Source organism: Sphingobium indicum B90A (genome assembly GCF_000264945.2).
In the GTDB taxonomy this organism is placed as follows: Bacteria; Pseudomonadota; Alphaproteobacteria; order Sphingomonadales; family Sphingomonadaceae; genus Sphingobium; species Sphingobium indicum.
In genome coordinates, this window is the sequence record NZ_CP013070.1 from 1111960 (window position 1) to 1130789 (window position 18830).

At 65.3% G+C, this 18830-nt stretch carries 17 protein-coding genes; 1 reads left to right on the forward strand and 16 read right to left on the reverse strand.

What is annotated here, in order from left to right; translation table 11 throughout:
* The first annotated feature begins 134 nt into the window (after positions 1 to 134).
* On the forward strand, positions 135 to 1484 hold the full coding sequence (locus tag SIDU_RS05400; protein WP_007685648.1) for a glycoside hydrolase family 16 protein: 1350 nt from the start codon (positions 135 to 137) through the stop codon (positions 1482 to 1484).
* Here the strand turns inward: SIDU_RS05400 and SIDU_RS05405 are convergent.
* The 16 genes from SIDU_RS05405 to SIDU_RS19965 all read right to left on the reverse strand — a co-directional run bounded on the left by SIDU_RS05405 (position 1469) and on the right by SIDU_RS19965 (position 18808).
* Entirely contained in the window at positions 1469 to 2389 is a 921-nt protein-coding gene (locus tag SIDU_RS05405; RefSeq protein WP_007685649.1) for a glycosyltransferase family 2 protein, read from the reverse strand. The genes SIDU_RS05400 and SIDU_RS05405 overlap by 16 nt on opposite strands.
* On the reverse strand, positions 2389 to 3474 hold the full coding sequence (locus SIDU_RS05410; RefSeq protein WP_007685651.1) for an acyltransferase family protein: 1086 nt from the start codon (positions 3472 to 3474) through the stop codon (positions 2389 to 2391). Before SIDU_RS05410 ends, SIDU_RS05405 begins: the two co-directional genes overlap by 1 nt.
* Positions 3471 to 4598 (reverse strand): endo-1,4-beta-xylanase, encoded by a 1128-nt coding sequence (locus SIDU_RS05415; RefSeq protein ID WP_007685653.1) that lies wholly within the window; start codon positions 4596 to 4598, stop codon positions 3471 to 3473. The genes SIDU_RS05410 and SIDU_RS05415 overlap by 4 nt, the downstream gene beginning before the upstream one ends.
* Positions 4595 to 5563, reverse strand: coding sequence for a glycosyltransferase family 2 protein (locus tag SIDU_RS05420; RefSeq protein WP_007685654.1), 969 nt, complete (start codon positions 5561 to 5563; stop codon positions 4595 to 4597). The genes SIDU_RS05415 and SIDU_RS05420 overlap by 4 nt, the downstream gene beginning before the upstream one ends.
* A complete protein-coding gene (locus SIDU_RS05425) occupies positions 5563 to 6519 on the reverse strand; it encodes a glycosyltransferase family 2 protein (RefSeq protein ID WP_007685656.1) in 957 nt (318 codons plus the stop codon). Before SIDU_RS05425 ends, SIDU_RS05420 begins: the two co-directional genes overlap by 1 nt.
* Positions 6516 to 7445 (reverse strand): glycosyltransferase family 2 protein, encoded by a 930-nt coding sequence (locus SIDU_RS05430; RefSeq protein ID WP_007685658.1) that lies wholly within the window; start codon positions 7443 to 7445, stop codon positions 6516 to 6518. Before SIDU_RS05430 ends, SIDU_RS05425 begins: the two co-directional genes overlap by 4 nt.
* On the reverse strand, positions 7438 to 8835 hold the full coding sequence (locus tag SIDU_RS05435) for an O-antigen ligase family protein (protein WP_007685660.1): 1398 nt from the start codon (positions 8833 to 8835) through the stop codon (positions 7438 to 7440). The genes SIDU_RS05430 and SIDU_RS05435 overlap by 8 nt, the downstream gene beginning before the upstream one ends.
* Entirely contained in the window at positions 8805 to 10094 is a 1290-nt protein-coding gene (locus SIDU_RS05440) for a hypothetical protein (protein ID WP_007685661.1), read from the reverse strand. The genes SIDU_RS05435 and SIDU_RS05440 overlap by 31 nt, the downstream gene beginning before the upstream one ends.
* Positions 10087 to 10911: a WecB/TagA/CpsF family glycosyltransferase gene (locus SIDU_RS05445; protein WP_007685663.1), complete on the reverse strand. Its 825-nt coding sequence runs from the start codon at positions 10909 to 10911 to the stop codon at positions 10087 to 10089. Before SIDU_RS05445 ends, SIDU_RS05440 begins: the two co-directional genes overlap by 8 nt.
* Complete coding sequence (locus SIDU_RS05450; protein WP_037511814.1) at positions 10908 to 11825, reverse strand: P-loop NTPase family protein; 918 nt, start codon at positions 11823 to 11825, stop codon at positions 10908 to 10910. The genes SIDU_RS05445 and SIDU_RS05450 overlap by 4 nt, the downstream gene beginning before the upstream one ends.
* Positions 11822 to 13180, reverse strand: a complete 1359-nt coding sequence (locus SIDU_RS05455; RefSeq protein WP_007685675.1) for a GNVR domain-containing protein — start codon at positions 13178 to 13180, stop codon at positions 11822 to 11824. Before SIDU_RS05455 ends, SIDU_RS05450 begins: the two co-directional genes overlap by 4 nt.
* Complete coding sequence (locus SIDU_RS05460; protein ID WP_007685677.1) at positions 13177 to 14604, reverse strand: ATP-binding protein; 1428 nt, start codon at positions 14602 to 14604, stop codon at positions 13177 to 13179. The genes SIDU_RS05455 and SIDU_RS05460 overlap by 4 nt, the downstream gene beginning before the upstream one ends.
* A complete protein-coding gene (locus SIDU_RS05465; protein ID WP_007685679.1) occupies positions 14601 to 15425 on the reverse strand; it encodes a polysaccharide biosynthesis/export family protein in 825 nt (274 codons plus the stop codon). Before SIDU_RS05465 ends, SIDU_RS05460 begins: the two co-directional genes overlap by 4 nt.
* Before the next feature lie 27 nt (positions 15426 to 15452).
* Positions 15453 to 16628: a hypothetical protein gene (locus SIDU_RS05470; RefSeq protein ID WP_007685681.1), complete on the reverse strand. Its 1176-nt coding sequence runs from the start codon at positions 16626 to 16628 to the stop codon at positions 15453 to 15455.
* 301 nt (positions 16629 to 16929) lie between these two features.
* Complete coding sequence (locus SIDU_RS19230) at positions 16930 to 17127, reverse strand: hypothetical protein (protein WP_129965396.1); 198 nt, start codon at positions 17125 to 17127, stop codon at positions 16930 to 16932.
* A 289-nt stretch (positions 17128 to 17416) separates the two neighbouring features.
* A complete protein-coding gene (locus SIDU_RS19965) occupies positions 17417 to 18808 on the reverse strand; it encodes a sugar transferase (RefSeq protein WP_025160733.1) in 1392 nt (463 codons plus the stop codon).
* Positions 18809 to 18830: the final 22 nt, after the last annotated feature.

Sequence of the window (18830 nt, forward strand, 5' to 3'; positions counted from 1 at the left end):
AATTCCCAAAGGATACGACGAGTCGTCGTTGACCCCAGCCTTTTGTTAACCTTCTTGGAAGACCCTACAGGGGATAACTTCGGGGGTCGCAAACCATGTCTGTCAAAATGACTGGCTCCATTTTTGGAGCCGGAATGCTTTGTATTTTCGCGGCGGGAGCCGCAACGATCATGACCAGCCTGTCGACATCGAGCACGATGTCGACCGCAACGACGACCGGGTCGCAGCTTGTTTCCGCCACGACTTCGACCACGATAACGTCGTCGACGACCAGCGGTTCCGCGACGACGAGCACAGTATCCGATTTTTCCGACTTCGACTTCGCCAATGGGACGAAGCTGCCGGCAAAGGCGACTCTGTCGCTGGGCAATGCCAGCTTTCGTCCGGGCAGCAGCGTGGCCCATGTGCCCGTGACGCTGGACCGGCCGACGCCCAATACGGTGATCGCGCGGATCATCACGGTCAACGGATCGGGCATCTATCGCGCGCTGTCGGGCTATAATTACCAGACGGTCGACACGGTGGTGATCTTCCGCCCCGGCGATCCGCTGGTGCAGACTGTCGCGGTGCCGATCATCGGCGCCACGGAAGGGCAGCAGTTCCAGGTCAAGCTGCGGGAGGCGCCCTGGGGTGGCCTCCAGGGGCAATCGACCGCGACGATCACGGCCAGCAGCACGGCCATGGCGACGGCCAGGGCGACGGGCACGTTCCGCGCCCCGCGCAGCTTCGCGGCGACCGGCACGCTTCAGTTCGAACTGCGCAAGGACACCCATAGGCGGTCACCCGACGGCGGTTGGGACCGCTGGGCGACTTCGCTGGCCCATGGGCGGACGCAGGTCGCCAATGGGGAAACCGGGCTCTACCTCGATTCCAGCATTTTCCCCGGCATCGAAGGGCCGGTCTATTGGGGCGCGAACGGGCTAGTCCTGCATACGCAGAAGCTGAAGACGCCGATCAGCTATGACGGCCAGAGCTGGTATTACGGTTCGTCGGTGCTGGACGGCCGCAATTTCCTGGCGACGCAGATCGGTTATGGCCAATATGAATGGGAAGCGAAAATGCCCAGCCGCCGCGGGTCATGGCCCGCCTTCTGGCTGGTGTCGACCAGCGGCTGGCCGCCCGAAATCGATATTTACGAGGGGTTCGGCTATCAGAGCTATTGGGATTTCGACCGTCATGTCGCCCATACCCTGCATATCGGCGCCAACAGCACCCGCTACGATCAGCGGGGAGTCACGATCCAGACGCAGCAGGCCTATGGCCTCAGCGGCTATTCCCAGGGCTTTCACCGCTTCGCCGTCGACATCCAGCGGGATTACATCACCTGGTTCGTGGATGGCGTGGAAACCTATCAGTCGGTCAACCCCTTCCGGGGCTTCCGCTTCTATCCGATCATGGACGTCGCGGTGAAGACCAACGGCGCCTATGACGACGGGTCGGGCGACATGGTCATCAAGAGCTTCAAAATCTACAGCGCGCCATAATGATCCTGGGCGCCCCCCGCCAGGGCATAGAGGCGCCCCCAGCTCTTGACCCACTGCCCGGCGATGTCCACCCGACGCGCGCCGGGCAGCAGCAGGGCCGCCAGGCCGGCCGTCCGCAATCCCAATATGGCGACAGACCGGACCAGCAGCTTCGCGGCGCCGATGCGGCCGGGCAGGGCCTTGCGCCGCGCCATGGTCTCGGTGCAGCCGATGCGCCACATGCGTTTCAGCACCCATGAAAGGCGCGCTCGCTCAGCCGAAACCCATTCGCCGACCCGCGCATCGGGCGACCAGCCGAAGCGGGCACCCGCATCATGCAGCCGGGCCAGGAAGTCCAGATCCTCCCCGCCGCTGCGGTTGAAGCGCGGATCGAAGAAGGGCTCTCCGATCATGGCAAAGGCGCGTCGGCTGACCAGCAGATTGTTGCTCGCCCACAGCATGCCGGTCGCGCCCCATGGCCGTTCCTCGGCGCGGAAGACCAGCGTTTCGCGCGCCCATCGCGGCGGCTGCCCCACGAAGCGGCTATCCACCGGGCCGGCGACCACGTCCGCGCCCACCTGCGCCTGGCAGATCAGCAGCGCGTCGAGCCAGCCGGGCTGGGGCCATTCGTCATCGTCGATCATCGCCACGAAACGCATCGCCGGATCGTCCAGCGCTGCGGCGGCGATGGCATTGCGGACCGCGCAAAGCCCCGGCTGGGCCACCGGCAGCAGCGTCACGGGCAGGCCATAACCCTCCGCCAGCATGGCGCGGACCACGGCTGCCCCCTCCTGCCTGACGGGATCGTTGTCGGCCACCAGCACCATCACGTCATGGCGGCCGGTCACGCTCGGCAGCGTCTCCAGCAGGTGACGGAGCTGATCGGGCCGGCGGAAGGTGGGAATGGCGATCCAGACCGCGGGCATCAGACGGCGGCCTCCACCACCGGCTTGCGGCTGCGTCCGCCGCGCTGGAGCCATTTTATGAGTCGATGCCCGCGCACCTCCACCAGCGCATAGCTTGCCCAGCAGAGCAGCCAGGTCGCCGCCAGCATGGCGAGGACGATCAACCCGTCGAAGCCGTTGACGCCATGCCTGTGCGCCACGCCCATGCCGCGGGCGAACACGTCCCGCACCAGCGGATGCCAGAGATAGATGGAATAGCTGATGAGGCCCAGATGGAAGCTGACCGGATTGGCCATCACCGCCCGCGCCGCCGCGCCGTTATAATAGCAGCTCAGCACCAGCGCCGGCATCAGGCAGACCACCAGCAGGTCGACCTTTCCCGGTAGCAGCAGCGCGAGCGCGATGAGCCCGCAGATCATTACGAATGCGCCCGTCCGGTCGATCAGCCGGCGGCACCACGCCTTTTCTGCGCAGCGATAGCTGAGAACGCCCAGCGAGAAACCGGCGAGGCAGCGCAGCAGCGTCAGCACGCTGTCGCTGTCATTGACGTCCAGCGGTCCGCTGGAACCCCGGCCGGACAGCGCCACCAGGCCCAAAATGCCGACGCACAGCAAGGCCTGCGCCCATGCCCATCGCGAAAAGGCGATGATGGCGATCAAGGGATAGATGAGATAGGCCGCGACCTCCGTGCTGACGGACCAGCTATTGCCCGCGATCGGCTCCGTTCCCCAACCCCAGCTCTGCACCATCAGCAGGTTGGTGAGGATGTTCGGCGCGTCGAGCGCAATCGCCTGGCTGCCGGAGATGTTGAGGACGATGCGCGCCATGAACACCAGCGTCACGATCAGGTGCAGCGGCCATACCCGCGCCATGCGGTTGACGAGGAAGTCGACATAGCTCGCCTGCCCCAGATGGTTCACCACCCGGTCGTGATAGCCGAAGGAGATGACGAAGCCGCTCAGGATGAAGAACAGGTCGACCGCCAGATAGGCGCGGGAGAAAAGCGGCAGGCGAAACGCCTCGAACGCCGGGTTGTGCGGGATGTGGTACAGCAGCACCGACACCGCCGCCACGCCGCGAAGGCCGGTCAGCGAGGAAATTCTCATGCGCCTGCGCTCCTCATGGCGGGGGCCGCGTCGAAGGCGGCGGCTATGGCGTCCCACAACGGCTTGCGGCGCATCCCGCCGTCAAGCGGCAGGCCGCGCGACAACTGGCCGTCGGGCCACTTGTAATCCTTGAAATTGGAGAGCCAGCTATAGCGGTCCGACAGCCCCCAGCAGAGCACCGACCGCATGGCCGGATTGTCCAGCGCCACGTCCAGAAAGGCCTTGGCGACGGAGGCGATCTCCTTGTCCCGCTTTTCCGGATTGGGCGGCCCGCCCCGGTCCGCGACGTCGAATTCCGTGATGGAAAGGGCCAACCCATAGCCGCTGAGCTGATCCAGAAAGCGCGCGAACCGGGCCTGGTTGAAGCCCTCCCTATAGGGCTTCAAATGCCCCTGTATGCCGATGGCGTCCACCGGCACGTTGCGCGCCATCAGCCGGTCGAGCAGCTTCAGCATGGCGGTGCGGCGACGCTCGCAGCGGGGGGAGTCGTGCTCTATCCCGAAATCGGTCAGGAACCGCATGGGGCTGGGGTCGACCTCCCGCGCGCGGTGGAAGGCGATGTCGACATAATCCTCTCCCAGCGCGTCCATCCACATGCTCTTGGCGCGCATGCCGTCGGCGCGGCCGTCATTCGGCTCGATGGCTTCGTTGACGACGTCCCATTCGCGGATTTTGCCCGCGTAACGGCGGATGGCGGTGTCGATATAGCTGGTCATCAGCGTTTCGCGTTCGGCACGGCCGGCGGCCTTCAGCGCCGGCTCCAGCCAGGGCGGCTGCGCGGCATACCATACCAGCGCATGGCCCCTTGCGCGCATGCCGTGCCGCTGAGCGAAGGCGATGATCTGGTCCGCGCCGCTGAAATCATATCGACCGGGCTTCGGCTCCGTCGTGCCGCGCTTCAGTTCATATTCCTGGACGACCATGTCGCATTCGCGGGCGACGGCGGCCGTGAAATCGGGGTCTTCGCGCAACTGGCGCGACTTGATCGCGGCGCCGAAATAGCGGCCCGACTTGCGGGCATGGGCCGCAAGGCCCGCCGTGCCGCCGACCTGCGCGGCGCTCGGCTGGATGGGGGAGCATGCGGAAAGCGCCGCCGCGCCCGCCAGGAATTCGCGCCGTCTCACAGCCTCTGCCCCTTGCCGGCGAACATGTGGGACAGGTCGATCCAGCGGTCGGAAATGCGGCGATAGACCGGATCGGGCATCACGATCTGCAACAGCACCGTCGCCGCCAGCCGCGGCCCGAACGCCCCCCGGCAGACCGCGCCCAGATAATAGCGCATCGCCCGCCGCCTGCTGGTCGGCCAGATGCTTTTCGCGGCGTGCCAGCCCATATAGGCGGAAAAGGCGCGCGGGCTGATATGGGGGCGCAGGTCCCGCAACCAGGTCAGGCTGCCGATGCTGCCGCGCACCTGGGAAAGCCGGTCGTCGGCATCCCGGTCCGCCCATATGGTGCCGGGCCGCTCCGTCATCAGGAAGCGCGCGCCGGCCAGCGACAGGCGCAGGGCGAAATCGGTATCGTCGCCGAACCTCACATCCTCGCGGTAGCGGACCTTCCCCGCCAGCGTACGGCTGAGCGCCATGCTGCTGGTCTGGATGAAGCCGCGGTCGCACATCAGATAGCGGTCCATGGTCTCGCCATGAGCGATGGCGCGCGGCGGCTTCAGGAAATTGCGTCCCGCGCCCCGGTCGGCCAGCACCTGGCCATAGGCGACGACGTCCTCGCTCTCCTGCAACAGCGGCAGCAGGTCGGCGAGGTGATGGGGCAGGAAACGGTCGTCGCAGTCGAGAAAGGCGATATAGCGTCCGCGGGCATGGTCTATGCCCTTGTTGCGCGCCGCCGCCGCGCCGCGATTTTCCTGCACGATGACCTTGAGGCGCGGATCGTTGATCGCGCCCAGGGCAACCTCCGTCCCGTCGGTCGACCCGTCCACCACCACGATCACCTCGATGATCGCGACGGTCTGTTCCAGGGCGGACATGACGGCGGCGACCGCCGCGTCGCGCCGCTGATAGGTCGGGATCACCACGGAAAACAGCGGCGCGGCGACCGCCGCCTTCAGGCTGGATGGAGGTTGCCAGGCGGTCATCACGAACCGGCTCCACTTGTCGCGGGCTCGGCCTTACCGAAGCGCAGGACGAAGCCGTTGACCAGCGAACGGTAGAGCGGCTTGGGCAGGTAGGACCGCAGAACCTGCCGGGCGATCACGCGGGGAGGAACGCCGCCCGCCACCATGCCGACCGCCAGATCCTTGATCGCCGCCACCGGCCTGATCGGCGCCATGTGATAGGCGAGCACGGTCGCGCGATAGCCCCGCCGCGCCCGGTTGGTGAGCATGTGGCCGCAGCGGTCCAGCCAGTCGAGCGAGGTCTCATACCCCTTAACATAGGAAGTCCGCCCGGCCTCGGTCGCGTCGAGCCATATGGTCAGCGGCTGGTCGATCATCCGGAACCGCGCGCCTGCGCCCTGGAGCCGGACGCAGAAGTCCAGATCCTGCCCCTTCTTCAGCGCCGGGTCGAACAGCACATGCTGCGCCATGCCGGTCGGCACGACCATGGTGCTGGTCTGCATGAACTGGTTGGCGCAGAACAGATATTCCCCGACATCCTCGCCCTCGCGAATGCCCCGGTCGGGCCTGATCCAGTAGCGGTCGACGCCCCGGTCCACCTTCATCCGGGAATAGAGCACCGTTCGCCCGTCGTCTCCCGCCAGCGCCTTCGCCATGATGGAAAGCTTGCCGGGCAGGAACAGGTCGTCGGAGTCCAGAAAGGCGATATAGCGCCCGTCCGACGCCATGATCCCGGCATTGCGCGCCGCGCCGCCGCCGGCATTGTCCTGTCGGATATAACGGACGCGAGGATCGCCTATCGCGTCGATGACCGGGCCGGGATTGTCCCGCGACCCGTCGTCGATCACGACGATCTCGAAATCCCGCCAGTCCTGCGCCAGCACGGACCGGATGGTGTCCCCGACGATTTCCGCCCGGTTGTAGAGCGGGATGACGACGGAGAAAAAGGGTTGCTTGCCCAGCGCGGCATCGCTCATGCGCCATGCACCTTTCGATATTCTTCATAGTGGAATCCGGCGAGGCCGGCGATCTTGCCGGCCGCGCGATACAGCTTGCCCAGCCGCTCGACCCGTTTCCCCCGGTCGAGCGTGGCGACCGCGCCCAGCGATCCGACGAGGAAGCCCGCGGCGATGCGCGGCGCCTCCCCCAGGGAGGCGCGCAGCCTGCCCTTGTGGAACCGCTCCACCATCATGTCGGTCATGCCGACGCGATAGCCGCGCATCAGCAGCCATCTGGCGGTGACGCGGCTGGCGGGGATGAGTTCGGTCACGACCGCCTCCTCCGACCAGGCGAAGCGGAAACCGGCACGCTGCATGCGGGTGAAAAGCTGCTTGTCCGACCCGCCGGTCAGCGCCATGCGCTCGTCGAAGGGGCGCTCCCCCATGGCGCGCAGGGCCGTGGCGGCGATCAGCACATTGGCTGTGCTGTCCACCAGCGCGACCGGGCCGGACTGCCCGCGCCGCTTGGGGGCGAGCAGGGGATGGCGGGCAGCCCAGGGGGCGACGGCGCTGTCCATTTCCCGCAGCACGGCGCCGCCGACCACATCCGCGTCCCAGCGTTGCGCCGTATCGGCCATGGCGTCGATCCAGCCGGGGGAGGCGGCCTCGTCATCGTCCAGCATGGCGACATGGGTCGCGCCGGGCCGCGCCAGCGCGGCGGCGACGAGCGCGTTGCGCACCAGCGGAATGCCGCGCTCCGCCACCAGCACGGCTTCGATCGGCCAGCGATAGCCCTTGGAGGCAAGCTGCTCGACCACGGCCAGCCCTTCCTGCCGGGCGGCGTCATTGTCGGCCACCAGCACTTCCAGATTGTGCCGCGTTTGCTGCGCAGCAAGGGATTCCAGGGTCCGCCGCAATCCCTGCGGACGGTTGCAGGTGGCGATGCAGACGATGATATTAGCCATGGACGCTCTCCTGCCGGAGGTGATAGCGCCGGGTCCATTGCGGGCGCGGCTTGGCCTTGAAGGTGGCGTGCGCGGCCGCGATGGCCGCGAGGAAGATCACCCAGACCTGGCGATCCTTGTCGAAGAAGCTGGTTTCCAGCAGATTCTGGTACATGACGAAGACCCAGATCGCGAAGGCCGGCACCATCAGCGCCTGGTTCTCCCTGGTCGAGCCGGTCAGGAACCAGTAGGCGGGCAAGGCAAGAAAGCTGACCAGCAGCATGGCGAGGCCCAGCGGCCCGGTCGTCACCAGGATTTCCAGATAGCCGTCATGCGAATGGGCGGTCAGCATCTGGAATTGCTGGTTGAGATAGTCATGCGCCGGGCTGTTCACGCCGACCTGCCAGAAGCCGCCGAAGCCCGCGCCCAGATAGGGATGATCGGCCAGATAGTCGAACACCACCTGCCAGATCGACACGCGGCCGGTGAAGCTGGTCGGATCGGCGAACAGCCGCTCGATGGTGGGCTGGTAAGCGATGTAGAGCGCCAGGAAGCCGACCATGCCGAACCCCAGCATCAGCAGCAATATCGCGCGTTTCTGCGTGTTGTCGCTCAGCGCCCGATAGATGTTGCTGATCGCCAGCATGCCGACGCACAGCGCGAGTGAGGTCTTGCTCTTGGTTCCGATCACGAAGACGAAGGCCATGACCGCGAACAGCGCATAATACCATTTGCGCCGGTCGATCCATGCATTGCCGCAGACGATGAAGGTCAGCGCCATGACGGCCCCGGCGATATTCTTGTGGAAGAAGAAACCGCGCCATGCGCCGATCAGCGCCTTGTCGCTTTCGGTCGGCGGATGGACGGCGGCGGGTGTCAGCGGCAGCGACACCCAGCAGATGATCAGCGAGACGATCAGCGCCGCGCGCAGCGCGTCGAACAGCCGCTGCGGCCCCATCAGGGAGAGCGCGCAGAAGGTGATGTAGATCACGATGAGCTGCTGCATCGCCCGCTTGAAGGACACGAACGGGTCCACGCCCCAGGTGCAGGAAATGAAGAACCAGACCAGCATGATCGCCAGCGGCCAGAAGGTGAATCTATATTGCAGCGGATGCTTGCGGATGATCTGCACGCCGGTCAGCAGCAGGGCGAAGCCGATGAACAGCATCTGCTTGAACAGGTCCGACCCGTCATTTTCCTGCGCCATCGCCACCAGCTCGTCCTGCGTGCGGGAGGCGAAGGGTTGCTGGCCGATGAAGACCATCATCAGGAAGACGAAATAGAAGATCTGGGTGATCCAGATCATGCGCATGCTCTGGCCGCCGCCCGTCTGTGCGGGGATGACGGCGACACCGCCGCGATGCCAGCTTGTCGCCATGGTCAGGCGGCTCCCCGCCGGTCGCGCCGCCATTTGCGGTCGAGTTGCCAGATGCCGAGCATCATGACGAGCTGCGACAGCACGACCCCGCCGATGGAGAAGACGGGCGCGGTGCCCAGCACCAGCAGCGTCACGGCGACCAGCCCGACGCCGCAGCTGCGCATGCTCTGCGCGGCGAGCGGGCGGAAGGCCTTGCGCGCCTGGGTCATCACGCTCATCGGCGTCTGCACGCACTGGACGAGGGAGAGGAGGGCGCACAGGCCCACCGCGATCATCACCAGCCGGTGGTCCAGCGTGGGCTTCAGGATCAGGCCTGGAAAGGCATAGAGGGCAATCGCCGCCACGGCGCAGGTCGCCAGCCACAGCATGACCAGCGCGGCCATGAAGACCCGTTCCGACCTGATCGCCGCGTCATGATCGCCGCGCGCCACGGCCCGGGTCATGCGGGGCCGCTCCAACTGTGTGAGGGCGGTGATGCAGACATTGACCGGGCGGAAGAACAGCATCCCCACGGCGATCGGCGCGAAGGCGGTCGGCCCGGCGAGCAGCGTCACGATATAGCTGTGCGAATTGGAGGTCGCCTCCGTCGACAGCACGCCGACCAGCGTCCAGGCCGACTGCTCCTTCCACACCGGGCGATAGGCGCCCAGCGCGCAAGCGGGCGCCATGGCGAGATGCCGCCGCAGATAGGCGAGGCCGAAGGGGAGCAGTCCGACGAGGCTGGCCGCCACCAGCATGCCGCCGATGGCGGGCATGTCCGCGCCGGTCCGCATCGCGATTAGCAGTCCGGCGAGGATCGTCCCTGCATAGGCGAGGTCCGATCGTGCAGCCCTTACCGGAGCATGATGCGCATAGGCATTGGAGCGCCCGAACCAGCGGATCAGCGACAGCATGCCCGCCATACCGAACAGCAGGGCGGCGGCGGGAGAGGCGGTTGCCCAGGCGATGGCGGCGCAGATCAGTCCCTGGCTGGCCGCCAGCATCAGGTTGACCGGGAAGAAGAAGTCGAAGCTCCGGGCATCGGCATCGTCTCCCTGGTTCACCGCGATGGTATAGGGCGTCGACACCAGCGCATTGGACAGGCCATAGCCGAACTGGATGATCACCAGCAGGAATGCCAGCGTGCCGATGGCCGCCGTTTCCAGATGATGGATGGAAAAGAGCTGGACCAGCAGATGACTGACCGAGACGATCGCCGACGACAGGCTCGCCAGCCCAAAGCGGCCGAACAGGCTGCCAAGGCGCCGGACGCGGCCCGTCGGAAGATTTTCAGCCACCTGGGCCTCAGCCATGGCGATGTTTCCAGATCAGCCAAAGCGCGTGCGGATTGGTGGTGATGTAGCGCCAGGCCAGTTCCTTGGGCCGCGTCGCCATGCGGTGCAGCCATTCGAAACCGGACTTCTGCATCCAGAGCGGGGCGCGCGGATAGTCGCCGGTGATATAGTTGAACAGGCCCCCGCAGGTAACGATCCAGCCCGCCTTGATCCGGTCGCGATTGCGCACGCAAAAGGCCTGTTCGCGGGGCTTGCCGGTGCCGACCCAAAGGACGTCGGGCGCTGCCGCGTTGATCGCGTCGATCACCGCATCCTCCTCCTCCGGCTTCCAGAAGCCGTTGCGCCGTCCGGCGAGCTGAAGACCCGGCGCCAGCGCGAGGATCTCCTTCGCGCAGGCGGCGTTCACCTTCTCCTCTCCGCCGAGCAGATAATAGCTGACCTGGGCATCCGCCGCCGGTTTCAGGCTGTCGATGAACATGTCCGTCGTGCTGGAACGGTCCGCGATCTGCGGTCCGCCGAACCAGCGGGAGGCCGCGACGATGATCTGTCCGTCGGCATGGATCAGGTCCGCCTGCGCCAGATTGGCGCGGAAGTCCGGATCGGTGGCGTTCATCGACAGGCCCTGGCCGTTGGCGTCGAACACCAGCGACGGCTGCTGCTCCAGGCTACGGCGCAGGGGCGCTTCCACCAGCATCTTCGCGATCAGCGCATCCAGCGACAGGGTGGATACGGGCAGGCCGCCGACATGCGCGACCGGGGCTTCATTCCCTATGCCCGGACCGATGCCGGGGGAAGGAAGGGGCTGGGGACGCGCCAGCGCTTGTTCGGCGCTCATGCAATCACCGTCCCGGCGATCGGTACGCCATGCCGGTCCAGATCGTCGATGACCCGGCGCATGTCGGCAATGGCGGTATCGCCGCGCCGCGCGACGATCACGACGGCGTCGAAGCCCGCCAATATGCTGCCATAGGGCGTCTGGTCGCCCTTCCGCTCCGCAAGGTAGAACAGCATCGACGTGTCGCGCAGGCCCCAGCCATTGGCCGTTTCCGCCAGCGGGCCGCGCGTCACGAGGCTCGCCGCGCTGCCGGATGCGCGACCGGCGGTCATCAGCCACAGGCCCTCCACCGCCGTCCTGGCCGCGGGCAGCAGCGCGGCGCTGCCCATTAATTGCTCTGCCAGTCCTGCCTTGTTCGCGATGCGGAACAGCCGGTCGAGCGAAGGCCGGCCCATGTCGACGTCGATCAACATCGTCTGCCCGTCCATCTGGGCCAGCACGACGGCAAGGTTCGCCGCCATGATCGCAGCCTCGTCGCCTGCCTCTATGGCCAGCACCGCCAGCCGCAGGGCGGCGGGATCGCCCTCCTTGGCCGCGGCGCGCATCTTGGCGCGGATCGTCCGCACCTTGGCGGCATAGGCATTGGCGGGGTCGAAGGCCGCGACCACCAGCGGATCGACCCGCTGGTCGCCCTCCGGCAGCAGGGCGAAGCCGCCCTGCAAGGCCGCGAGCATGCCCGCATCCTCCGGGTTCAGCAGCCCTAGGTCAACCGCCGCGTCATGCAGCGCCAGCCCTTGGGATCGGGCATGCGCCTCGACCTTGTGCACATCGGCTTCGGCCAGGAAACCGTGCTCCACCGCCAGTCGGGCGAAATTATGGCTGTCGCGGGCGCGGGGACGCAGCGCGGCGCCGCCGCCTGCCCTGCCGCCCGAGGCCAGTTGATGCGGGGCGCCCGCCGTGGAACGCAGTCTCATGCGGCCTCCTGTTGCTTGAAGAACTTGGCCTGGCGCGCAGGGACCGGCACCAGTTCGGTGATGACATCGACCTCGGTGGCGCGGGCGACGCCGGCCGCGGAACGAACGCGGGGATGGACGATCTCCATCAGGATGACGGCAGCCACGCCGCCGACCAGGCCAAGCGCGATCCCGCCGATCAGCCACAGCATGATATTGGGCTTGGCAGGCAGCAGGGGCACGGTGGCCTCATCCAGCGGACTGGCATTGGGTTGGGATATCTGGCTCTTCAGCACCGCCTCGTTGAAGCGCTGCCGCACCGTGTCATAGGTCTGCCGCGCGGCATCCACGTCGCGCTGGAGGACCATGAGCTGATCCTGAACGTCCGACATGCGGATCATGCGATCCTCCTGCCCCGCCATGTTGGACTTGAGGTCGCCCTCCCGCCGGCTGGCCGCCACGCTGTTGGCGCTGACCGCGCCGGCCTGGCTGGCGCGCGCCGCCGCCAGCTTGGACTGGAGTTCGGACAGTTGGGCGGCCGCCGCCGCCATGGTCGGATGATTGGGGCCCAGGGTCTTTTGCAGTTCGGATACCCTGGCGGACTGCGCCGCCACCTGTTCCTGCAAATTCTGGACGATCAGCGATCCTTCGATGTCGGAAACGCTGCCCGCACCGGCCTTGGACCGTGCGGCCGCCGCTTCCGCCTGCGCCTGGGTAAGCTGATAGGACAGGTTCTTCAGCTTCTCCGCCTCAAGGTCCATGCGGTTGATGCCGATGATGTCGTGCGCCCGCTGGAAGTCCGACAGCTTCTTTTGCGCGATCTCATAGCGACGGCGCACTTCCTCCGTCTGCTCGTCGAACCATTTGGCCGATCCGCGCGCCGGGGAGGCGCGCAGTTCCACCTGTTCGCGCATGTAGATCCGGGCGATCAGGTTGGCGACCTTTGCGGCGACCTGCGGATCGGCGTCCAGATACTGGATCTGGAGCACGTTGCTCTGCCGGCCGGTGGTGATGGTCATGTTCTTCGCGACCGTGGCGGCTGCCGCCTGCACCCGTGCATCGGCGGGCATGTCCGTCGGCATCGCATTGACGAAGCCCGCTTCCCTTGCCACGGCGTTCATCACCTTGCCGCTGCGGATGATGTCCGTCTGCGTGCCCAGGATGGAATCCGTGTCGGGCTTGGGCCCCTGCGCCGTATTGGTGTCGGTCGGATCGGTCTGCGAAAGGTCGAGCAGCAGCGACGCCGTGCCCATATATTGCCGCGGCTGCAGAAAAGCGGTGATCGCGACGAGCAGGAACAATATGCCCCCGATCATCGCCGCCGTGCGCCAGCGCGCCTGAAGCGCGGCCAGCAAATCCATCGGGTTCATGGTCATAGCCCGTCCACTCCCTTGAGCAGCGCGCGCATCTCCTCCGCGGGCGATTGCACAGGCGGTGCGCTCTGCACCGGCTGCTTCGCCATCAGCAGCAGAAATTGCGGCGCCAGCGTATCCTCGAACATCCACAGTTCGCCATTGGGCGTCGCCACCAGGGCGGGTTGCAGCCGCACCATGGCGTCGCGCGCCTGGCTTTCGTTGATGGACCCGCCGCCCAGCACCTCATGGCCGAGCTTCACCAGCCGCTCATAGCTGATGGCGGACATTTGGGAGGCCACCACGGCGGCAAGAGCGATCATCCGGCGCGACGAACCGGCTTCCCAGAGGATGCGGCGGAACAGCGCATGGGTCTGGCCGCTCATCTCCTCCCAGTCCTCCAGCGCGGAAATCAGTCCCTGCTCGACATCGGAAAGCAGCATCCGGTCGCGCGCGGCCGCTTCCGTCACCAGGGCGGCCGACATGCCGAACAGCCGGGCATGATAGGGCGAACCCATGGCCGCGCTCGCCAGCGCGTCCAGCGCATCCTCGTCGATGGAAAGCCGCGCATTGCCCGCGCAGGACAGCAGCAGCCGCTCCAGTTCCGGCTTGGGGATCGGCGCGACCCGCTGCGGCACCAGATGGCGGCGCAGCGAGGGGTGGGCGGCGATCAGCCCGTCTATGTCGCTGGCAATGCCAACCAGCACGACCTGGACCGGCGAGTGGATGTCGGTCAGCAGCTTCAGCAGCGTCGCGACATCCTGCTTGGCCGTTTCGGACTGCACCCGGTCATATTCGTCGATGATCAGGATGGACCGTTCCCGCACCTCCTCCACCAGCAGGGCGGAGAGGCGCGACACGTCCAGCGGCTCGCCCATCATCTTGCGCGCCCGTTCCTGTCCGGCGCTGCTCATCGGCAGTTCCGTCAGGAAGGGGCGGAAGAGGGAGTCGAAATCCGCCTCCCCATTGGCGGAGGCATAGAGCGCGACGCATCCCGCCTCGTCCGCCAGGTCGCCGAACACGCGGGCGAGCGATGTCTTGCCCGATCCCCGCGTGCCGAAGATCACGGCATGCTTGCGCTGCACGACGATCGCCTCGACCAGCTTTTCCAGTTCGCTGTTGCGCCCGGCCAGGCCGTGGCGGTCCGTCACCGGCATGGCGGTGTTGAACGCCGCATAGATGCTGTCGCGGCGCAGGCTGATCGGCTTGATCGGCGCGGCCATTGCGCTCATCGATAGCGGGCGGTGCGACGGTTCCTCCGGCTGCGCTTCGGGCGCCTCATGGCGGAAGCCGGGCAAGGCCGGCACGTCGAGGTGCAGCGGCACGTCGTCGGGAATGGTGCGCTCATTGCGCCTCTCCCCGTTTCGGGCGAGGGACAGGAAGCGATCGAAAATACCGGATTTCTGGCCGGATCGTGGTTGCGCGAAGCCTTGATCGAGGGTCGTCAAAACAGCTTCTCCCGGATGATGAGGACGTCTTCAGGCTTCACTGGATCGTCCAGCTTCGCCTGTATTTCCTTCCCCTCCCGCCGGACTTTTATCCTTTTCGTGGAACCCGCCAGGGTCGGCCCGCCCGCCAACGCCAATGCCTGCCGGAAGCTTTGCCCCGGCACATAGGAAAAGGCGCCGGGCTGCTGGACCTGGCCGTAGACATAGACTTTCTCCGCCGGCGGCACGAACAGCGTGTCGCCTGCCTTCAACGGCCGCATCGCGCCTGCGCCCATGTCGGCCAGCGAAATGCGCACCGGCCCGCTGCCGTCGGCGGGCGTCAGGATGACGGCATTGGCGCCGTCCTTGGTCGAACCGCCCGCCTTGGCGAGCATCGACGCGACCGTATAATCCCGGTCGAGCGGATAATTGCCCGCTTCCGGCACATTGCCGAGCACGGTGACGAACCGGCTGACATAGTTGCTGACCTCCACGCTGACGGACGGCTTGGTGAGATAACCGCCGCTGGCGTATCCCGCGGCGATGTCCTGCGCGAGTTGAGTGGTCGTCTTGCCCTTGGCGGAAACCGGGCCGACCAGCGCGAGCAGGACGGTACCGTCCTCCTTGATGCGCGTCGTGGTCGACAGGTCCGGCTGACCGAAGACGGAGATTTTCAGCTCGTCATTGGGACCGAGCTGATAGCCCGCGCTCGCCGTCTGCGCGACGGGAGCGGCGGTTGCGGTCGCCGCCGCGTTTCCGGCGGCGGTCTGGGCAGTCGCAGTCATCGGACCTGCAATGATGAGCAGGGTCGAGATGGATTTCAGGAGAGTATCGGCTTTCACAGCTCATGCTCCCAATATATTGAGGATCTAGAAATGTAGGGCAGCGCCCAGCGTTACTTGCGTGCCGCTATAGTTCGATATGCTGGTATCTGTTCTGCGGGTGTAATGCTGGGCATCCAGCGTAAGATCGAAACGATCCGAAAGTTTCCTTTTGAGCAGGCCGCCGAACCGACGATTGCGGTCGGCCGTGATCGAATAGGGACGAAGCGCCGCATCCTGCCGGAACTTTCTGCGGTCCCATTCCGCATAAAGGCCCGCGGAGGTGAGTTCCGAGATCGAAAATTCACCCTGTATGCGGTAGCTGGTGTCGATGGCGAAGCCGCTCGCGATCAGGCTGTCGTTGATGATGGCGCGCTCCGTCGTCGCGGTCAGCTTCAGGCGCGGAATGGCCTGCGTCGACAGGCTGACCTTCCAGCCCAGCCCGTCATAGCCGCCGACCGCCGCGCTGTCGCTGCTGACGTCCAGCCAGCGGACATCCGCGTCGATCTGCGTGATCGGCGTCACCGCGCGCTGGAACCGCAGGCCATAGCTGTTGATGCGGTTCTCTATGCCCAGCGTGTCGCGCTTGCTGTTCACCCGCTCATAATAAGCGGTCAGCGTGCCCAGGCTGGGCATGGCATAGCCGATCCCGCCCATGAACAAGTCGCTGGTCTGGTCGGCATAGTCGAACTGGTCGGCGTTGCGCGTGGTGTCATGCTCGTAGCTCGCCACCGGGAACAGCCCCGGCCGTTCGCAGGTGAAATCCGCGCCGATGGTGGCGAATTTCTGGAGATTTTCGGTCGCCGAATTGATGTCGCCATAATCGGCGCGCTGCTGGCGATAGGCGGCGCGCGGGGTGATCAGGCAGGTCGCGCCGAAGCGGACATTGGCCTTCGCTTCCGTGTCGAGGCGCAGCTTGCTTCGCTGCCCTTCGGAAACGAAACGGTCATAGCCGATCTTGCCGCGCAGCAATATGTCGTGCCGGCCCACCGGCATGCCGTAGGTCGCCTCCAGGGATGGCGTGACGATCAGGTCATCGGTCGGGTTTTCGACGCGGTCGTCCACACGATAGACATTGTCGTCATAAAGTAGATCGAGACCGGCCGTCAGGTGAAGGCCGTAATCGCTGATGCGCCTCTGTTCCGTTGCATTATTGACGCGCTTCGGATCAGTCGATCCGTCATTATCCTGCGCGCGCAAGACTGTGGGCATGGCCACCAGCATTACGGCACCACTCAGCGCCGCAGCGAAGCAGGTGCGGGACCGGGAAGTCTGTCGATCGAAAGGCGCAAAAATACAGCCCCGCAATCGCGGATTATTATATTCGTTCAAAATCAATCGACCCTTATTGCATTGCAGCAATCAGGGCATGCTAGAAGTATTTCTACGTAAAACCACTGCCCGGAAAGCAGCTTGTCGCGTCAAAACAACGGCTCGGTTCATCGCAAGGAGGGCGCGGCGGGACCAGTCCCGGCGCACCCTGTCGCTGTTAATCTGAGAGAAAGATTGGGCTTTGCGAGTCCGGTCAGAAGATCAGCCAGGCAATGGCGGCCACAGTGCCGACAAAGGCCAGGATGCCGGCCCAACGCGACAGAACCTGCACGCCGCTTTCGGCGCGATCGGCAAAGGTCTTGCCCTCTACGCGTACAGGAAAATCACGGCGCACCTCCGCCGTTTCGATCAATGAGGGTGCCGTCGCAACTGCTGCAAATTCTTCCGCCACGTCGATATTCCCGCCGCCCGATTGGTGATGACGTTAATATCCGATTTTGCGGTTAACAAATAGTTGGGAAGGGCGACGTACTGACATCCATTCGTCGCATATGACGATGTTTCAGCGCCACATTTCTAATCTGGATCAGATTTTTTTGCGATGAAGCGTTTTGAGCAACGGTTCGTCGCAAATTTTATTTTTCTCCCGGAACCTTTTTCGTCCTTTTGCGTGTTGGGCGCTCGCCCGATTCGCCATCCCAATTCAGTCCTCTCCCCAGCAGGAAGATGGACGCTGAACCCTAATAAGCGTTCTTGTGGACCAGCACGTTGAGCGTGCCCAACAGGATCGCTATGTCGCGCATCAGGCTCCAGCCATGCAGATATTCCAGGTCCGCCTCCACCCGGTTCAATATGTCGCGGCGCGTTTCCGTCGCGCCCCGAAAGCCGCGGATCTGCGCCAGGCCGGTGATCCCCGGCTTCAGCGCATGGCGGTGCCAATATTGCCGGTCGACCTGCCAGAATAGCTGTTCCTCAGCCGTCGATCCCAGGGCGTGGGGGCGCGGCCCCACCAGGCTCATCTCGCCCAACAGCACGTTGATGAGCTGCGGCAGTTCATCGATGCTGGTCTTGCGGATGAAGGCCCCGACCCGCGTGATGCGATTGTCGTCCCGCTGCGTCGAAGTCGCGCCCGCGCTGTCGCACTGCTCCACCTTCATGCTGCGGAATTTCAGGATGTGAAACAGCATGTTGCCGCGCCCTATCCGTTCCTGCTTGAAGAAGACGGGGCCGGGCGAGTCCAGCTTGATCAGGATCGCCACCACCGCCATCAGTGGGGCGAGAAGGATCAGCACCGGCACCGTCAGAGCGATGTCCAGCAGCCGCTTCTTCGCCCGGTTGGCGAGGTTCAACGGCCCGCGCGACACCACCAGAGTGGGCGTGCCGCGGTAGGACTGCACCGCCAGCGGCGCCATCGGGTCCAGTTCCGGCACGATGATCTCGCCCAATATGTTGCCGCCCTTCAGCATCTGGGCCCAATCGGCCTTGCGTTCGGCCGGGCAGGAGATGACCGCGCGATCATAGTCGCGGAGCAAGGTGCCCAGACGATGCAGCATATAGGGATCGTCCAGGTCGGCCTTCAATCCAATCGCCGCCGCATCGACGATCACCATGCCGCCGACATCGTCGGGAATGGCGCCGTCGTCGATGATCAGGAGCTGCGCAAACAGCCCGTCTGCAAAGTTGCGGCGAACCATGCGCACGATCATCAGCCGTTGCAGAACGAGCAAGGTGCCGCTGCACAATATTCCGGCCGAAATGCCTAGCCGCGACAATTGTCCGGTTGCCTTGAGCGAGAAGACGACCAGCAGGAAGATCAGCAATGTGCCCGCGAAAGCCATGGTCGCGCTGCGGCAGGACTGGGTCATGTGCATCAGGCAATGGGGATTATAGGCCTGATTATGGAAAGCCAGGACCGCGTACACGATCATGCCGCCCGCCAGCGGCTGCCACTGCCCGTCCGCCAGCCATTGCAGGCCGGCGGCGCGCAGCCCGAAGGCAAAGCCCGTCGCAAGCGCCGCCATGTCGGCCACGAGCAGGAGCATGCACAGCCAAAGCCGCGCATTCCGCTGCCCTGCGGCTGTAGAGGGCTGGCGACTGGGAACACCTTTGATCGCCAGATCAATTTTCGACATCTGCAACCCTTTTTATGTCTTG

Bases quoted from the DNA above. Each gene is read 5' to 3' on its own strand.
- SIDU_RS05400 (WP_007685648.1), top strand. From the start codon at position 135: ATGCTTTGTATTTTCGCGGCGGGAGCCGCAACGATCATGACCAGCCTG.
- SIDU_RS05405 (WP_007685649.1), bottom strand. From the start codon at position 2,389: ATGCCCGCGGTCTGGATCGCCATTCCCACCTTCCGCCGGCCCGATCAG.
- SIDU_RS05410 (WP_007685651.1), bottom strand. From the start codon at position 3,474: ATGAGAATTTCCTCGCTGACCGGCCTTCGCGGCGTGGCGGCGGTGTCG.
- SIDU_RS05420 (WP_007685654.1), bottom strand. From the start codon at position 5,563: ATGACCGCCTGGCAACCTCCATCCAGCCTGAAGGCGGCGGTCGCCGCG.
- SIDU_RS05425 (WP_007685656.1), bottom strand. From the start codon at position 6,519: ATGAGCGATGCCGCGCTGGGCAAGCAACCCTTTTTCTCCGTCGTCATC.
- SIDU_RS05430 (WP_007685658.1), bottom strand. From the start codon at position 7,445: ATGGCTAATATCATCGTCTGCATCGCCACCTGCAACCGTCCGCAGGGA.
- SIDU_RS05435 (WP_007685660.1), bottom strand. From the start codon at position 8,835: ATGGCGGCGCGACCGGCGGGGAGCCGCCTGACCATGGCGACAAGCTGG.
- SIDU_RS05440 (WP_007685661.1), bottom strand. From the start codon at position 10,094: ATGGCTGAGGCCCAGGTGGCTGAAAATCTTCCGACGGGCCGCGTCCGG.
- SIDU_RS05445 (WP_007685663.1), bottom strand. From the start codon at position 10,911: ATGAGCGCCGAACAAGCGCTGGCGCGTCCCCAGCCCCTTCCTTCCCCC.
- SIDU_RS05450 (WP_037511814.1), bottom strand. From the start codon at position 11,825: ATGAGACTGCGTTCCACGGCGGGCGCCCCGCATCAACTGGCCTCGGGC.
- SIDU_RS05455 (WP_007685675.1), bottom strand. From the start codon at position 13,180: ATGACCATGAACCCGATGGATTTGCTGGCCGCGCTTCAGGCGCGCTGG.
- SIDU_RS05470 (WP_007685681.1), bottom strand. From the start codon at position 16,628: ATGCTGGTGGCCATGCCCACAGTCTTGCGCGCGCAGGATAATGACGGA.
- SIDU_RS19965 (WP_025160733.1), bottom strand. From the start codon at position 18,808: ATGTCGAAAATTGATCTGGCGATCAAAGGTGTTCCCAGTCGCCAGCCC.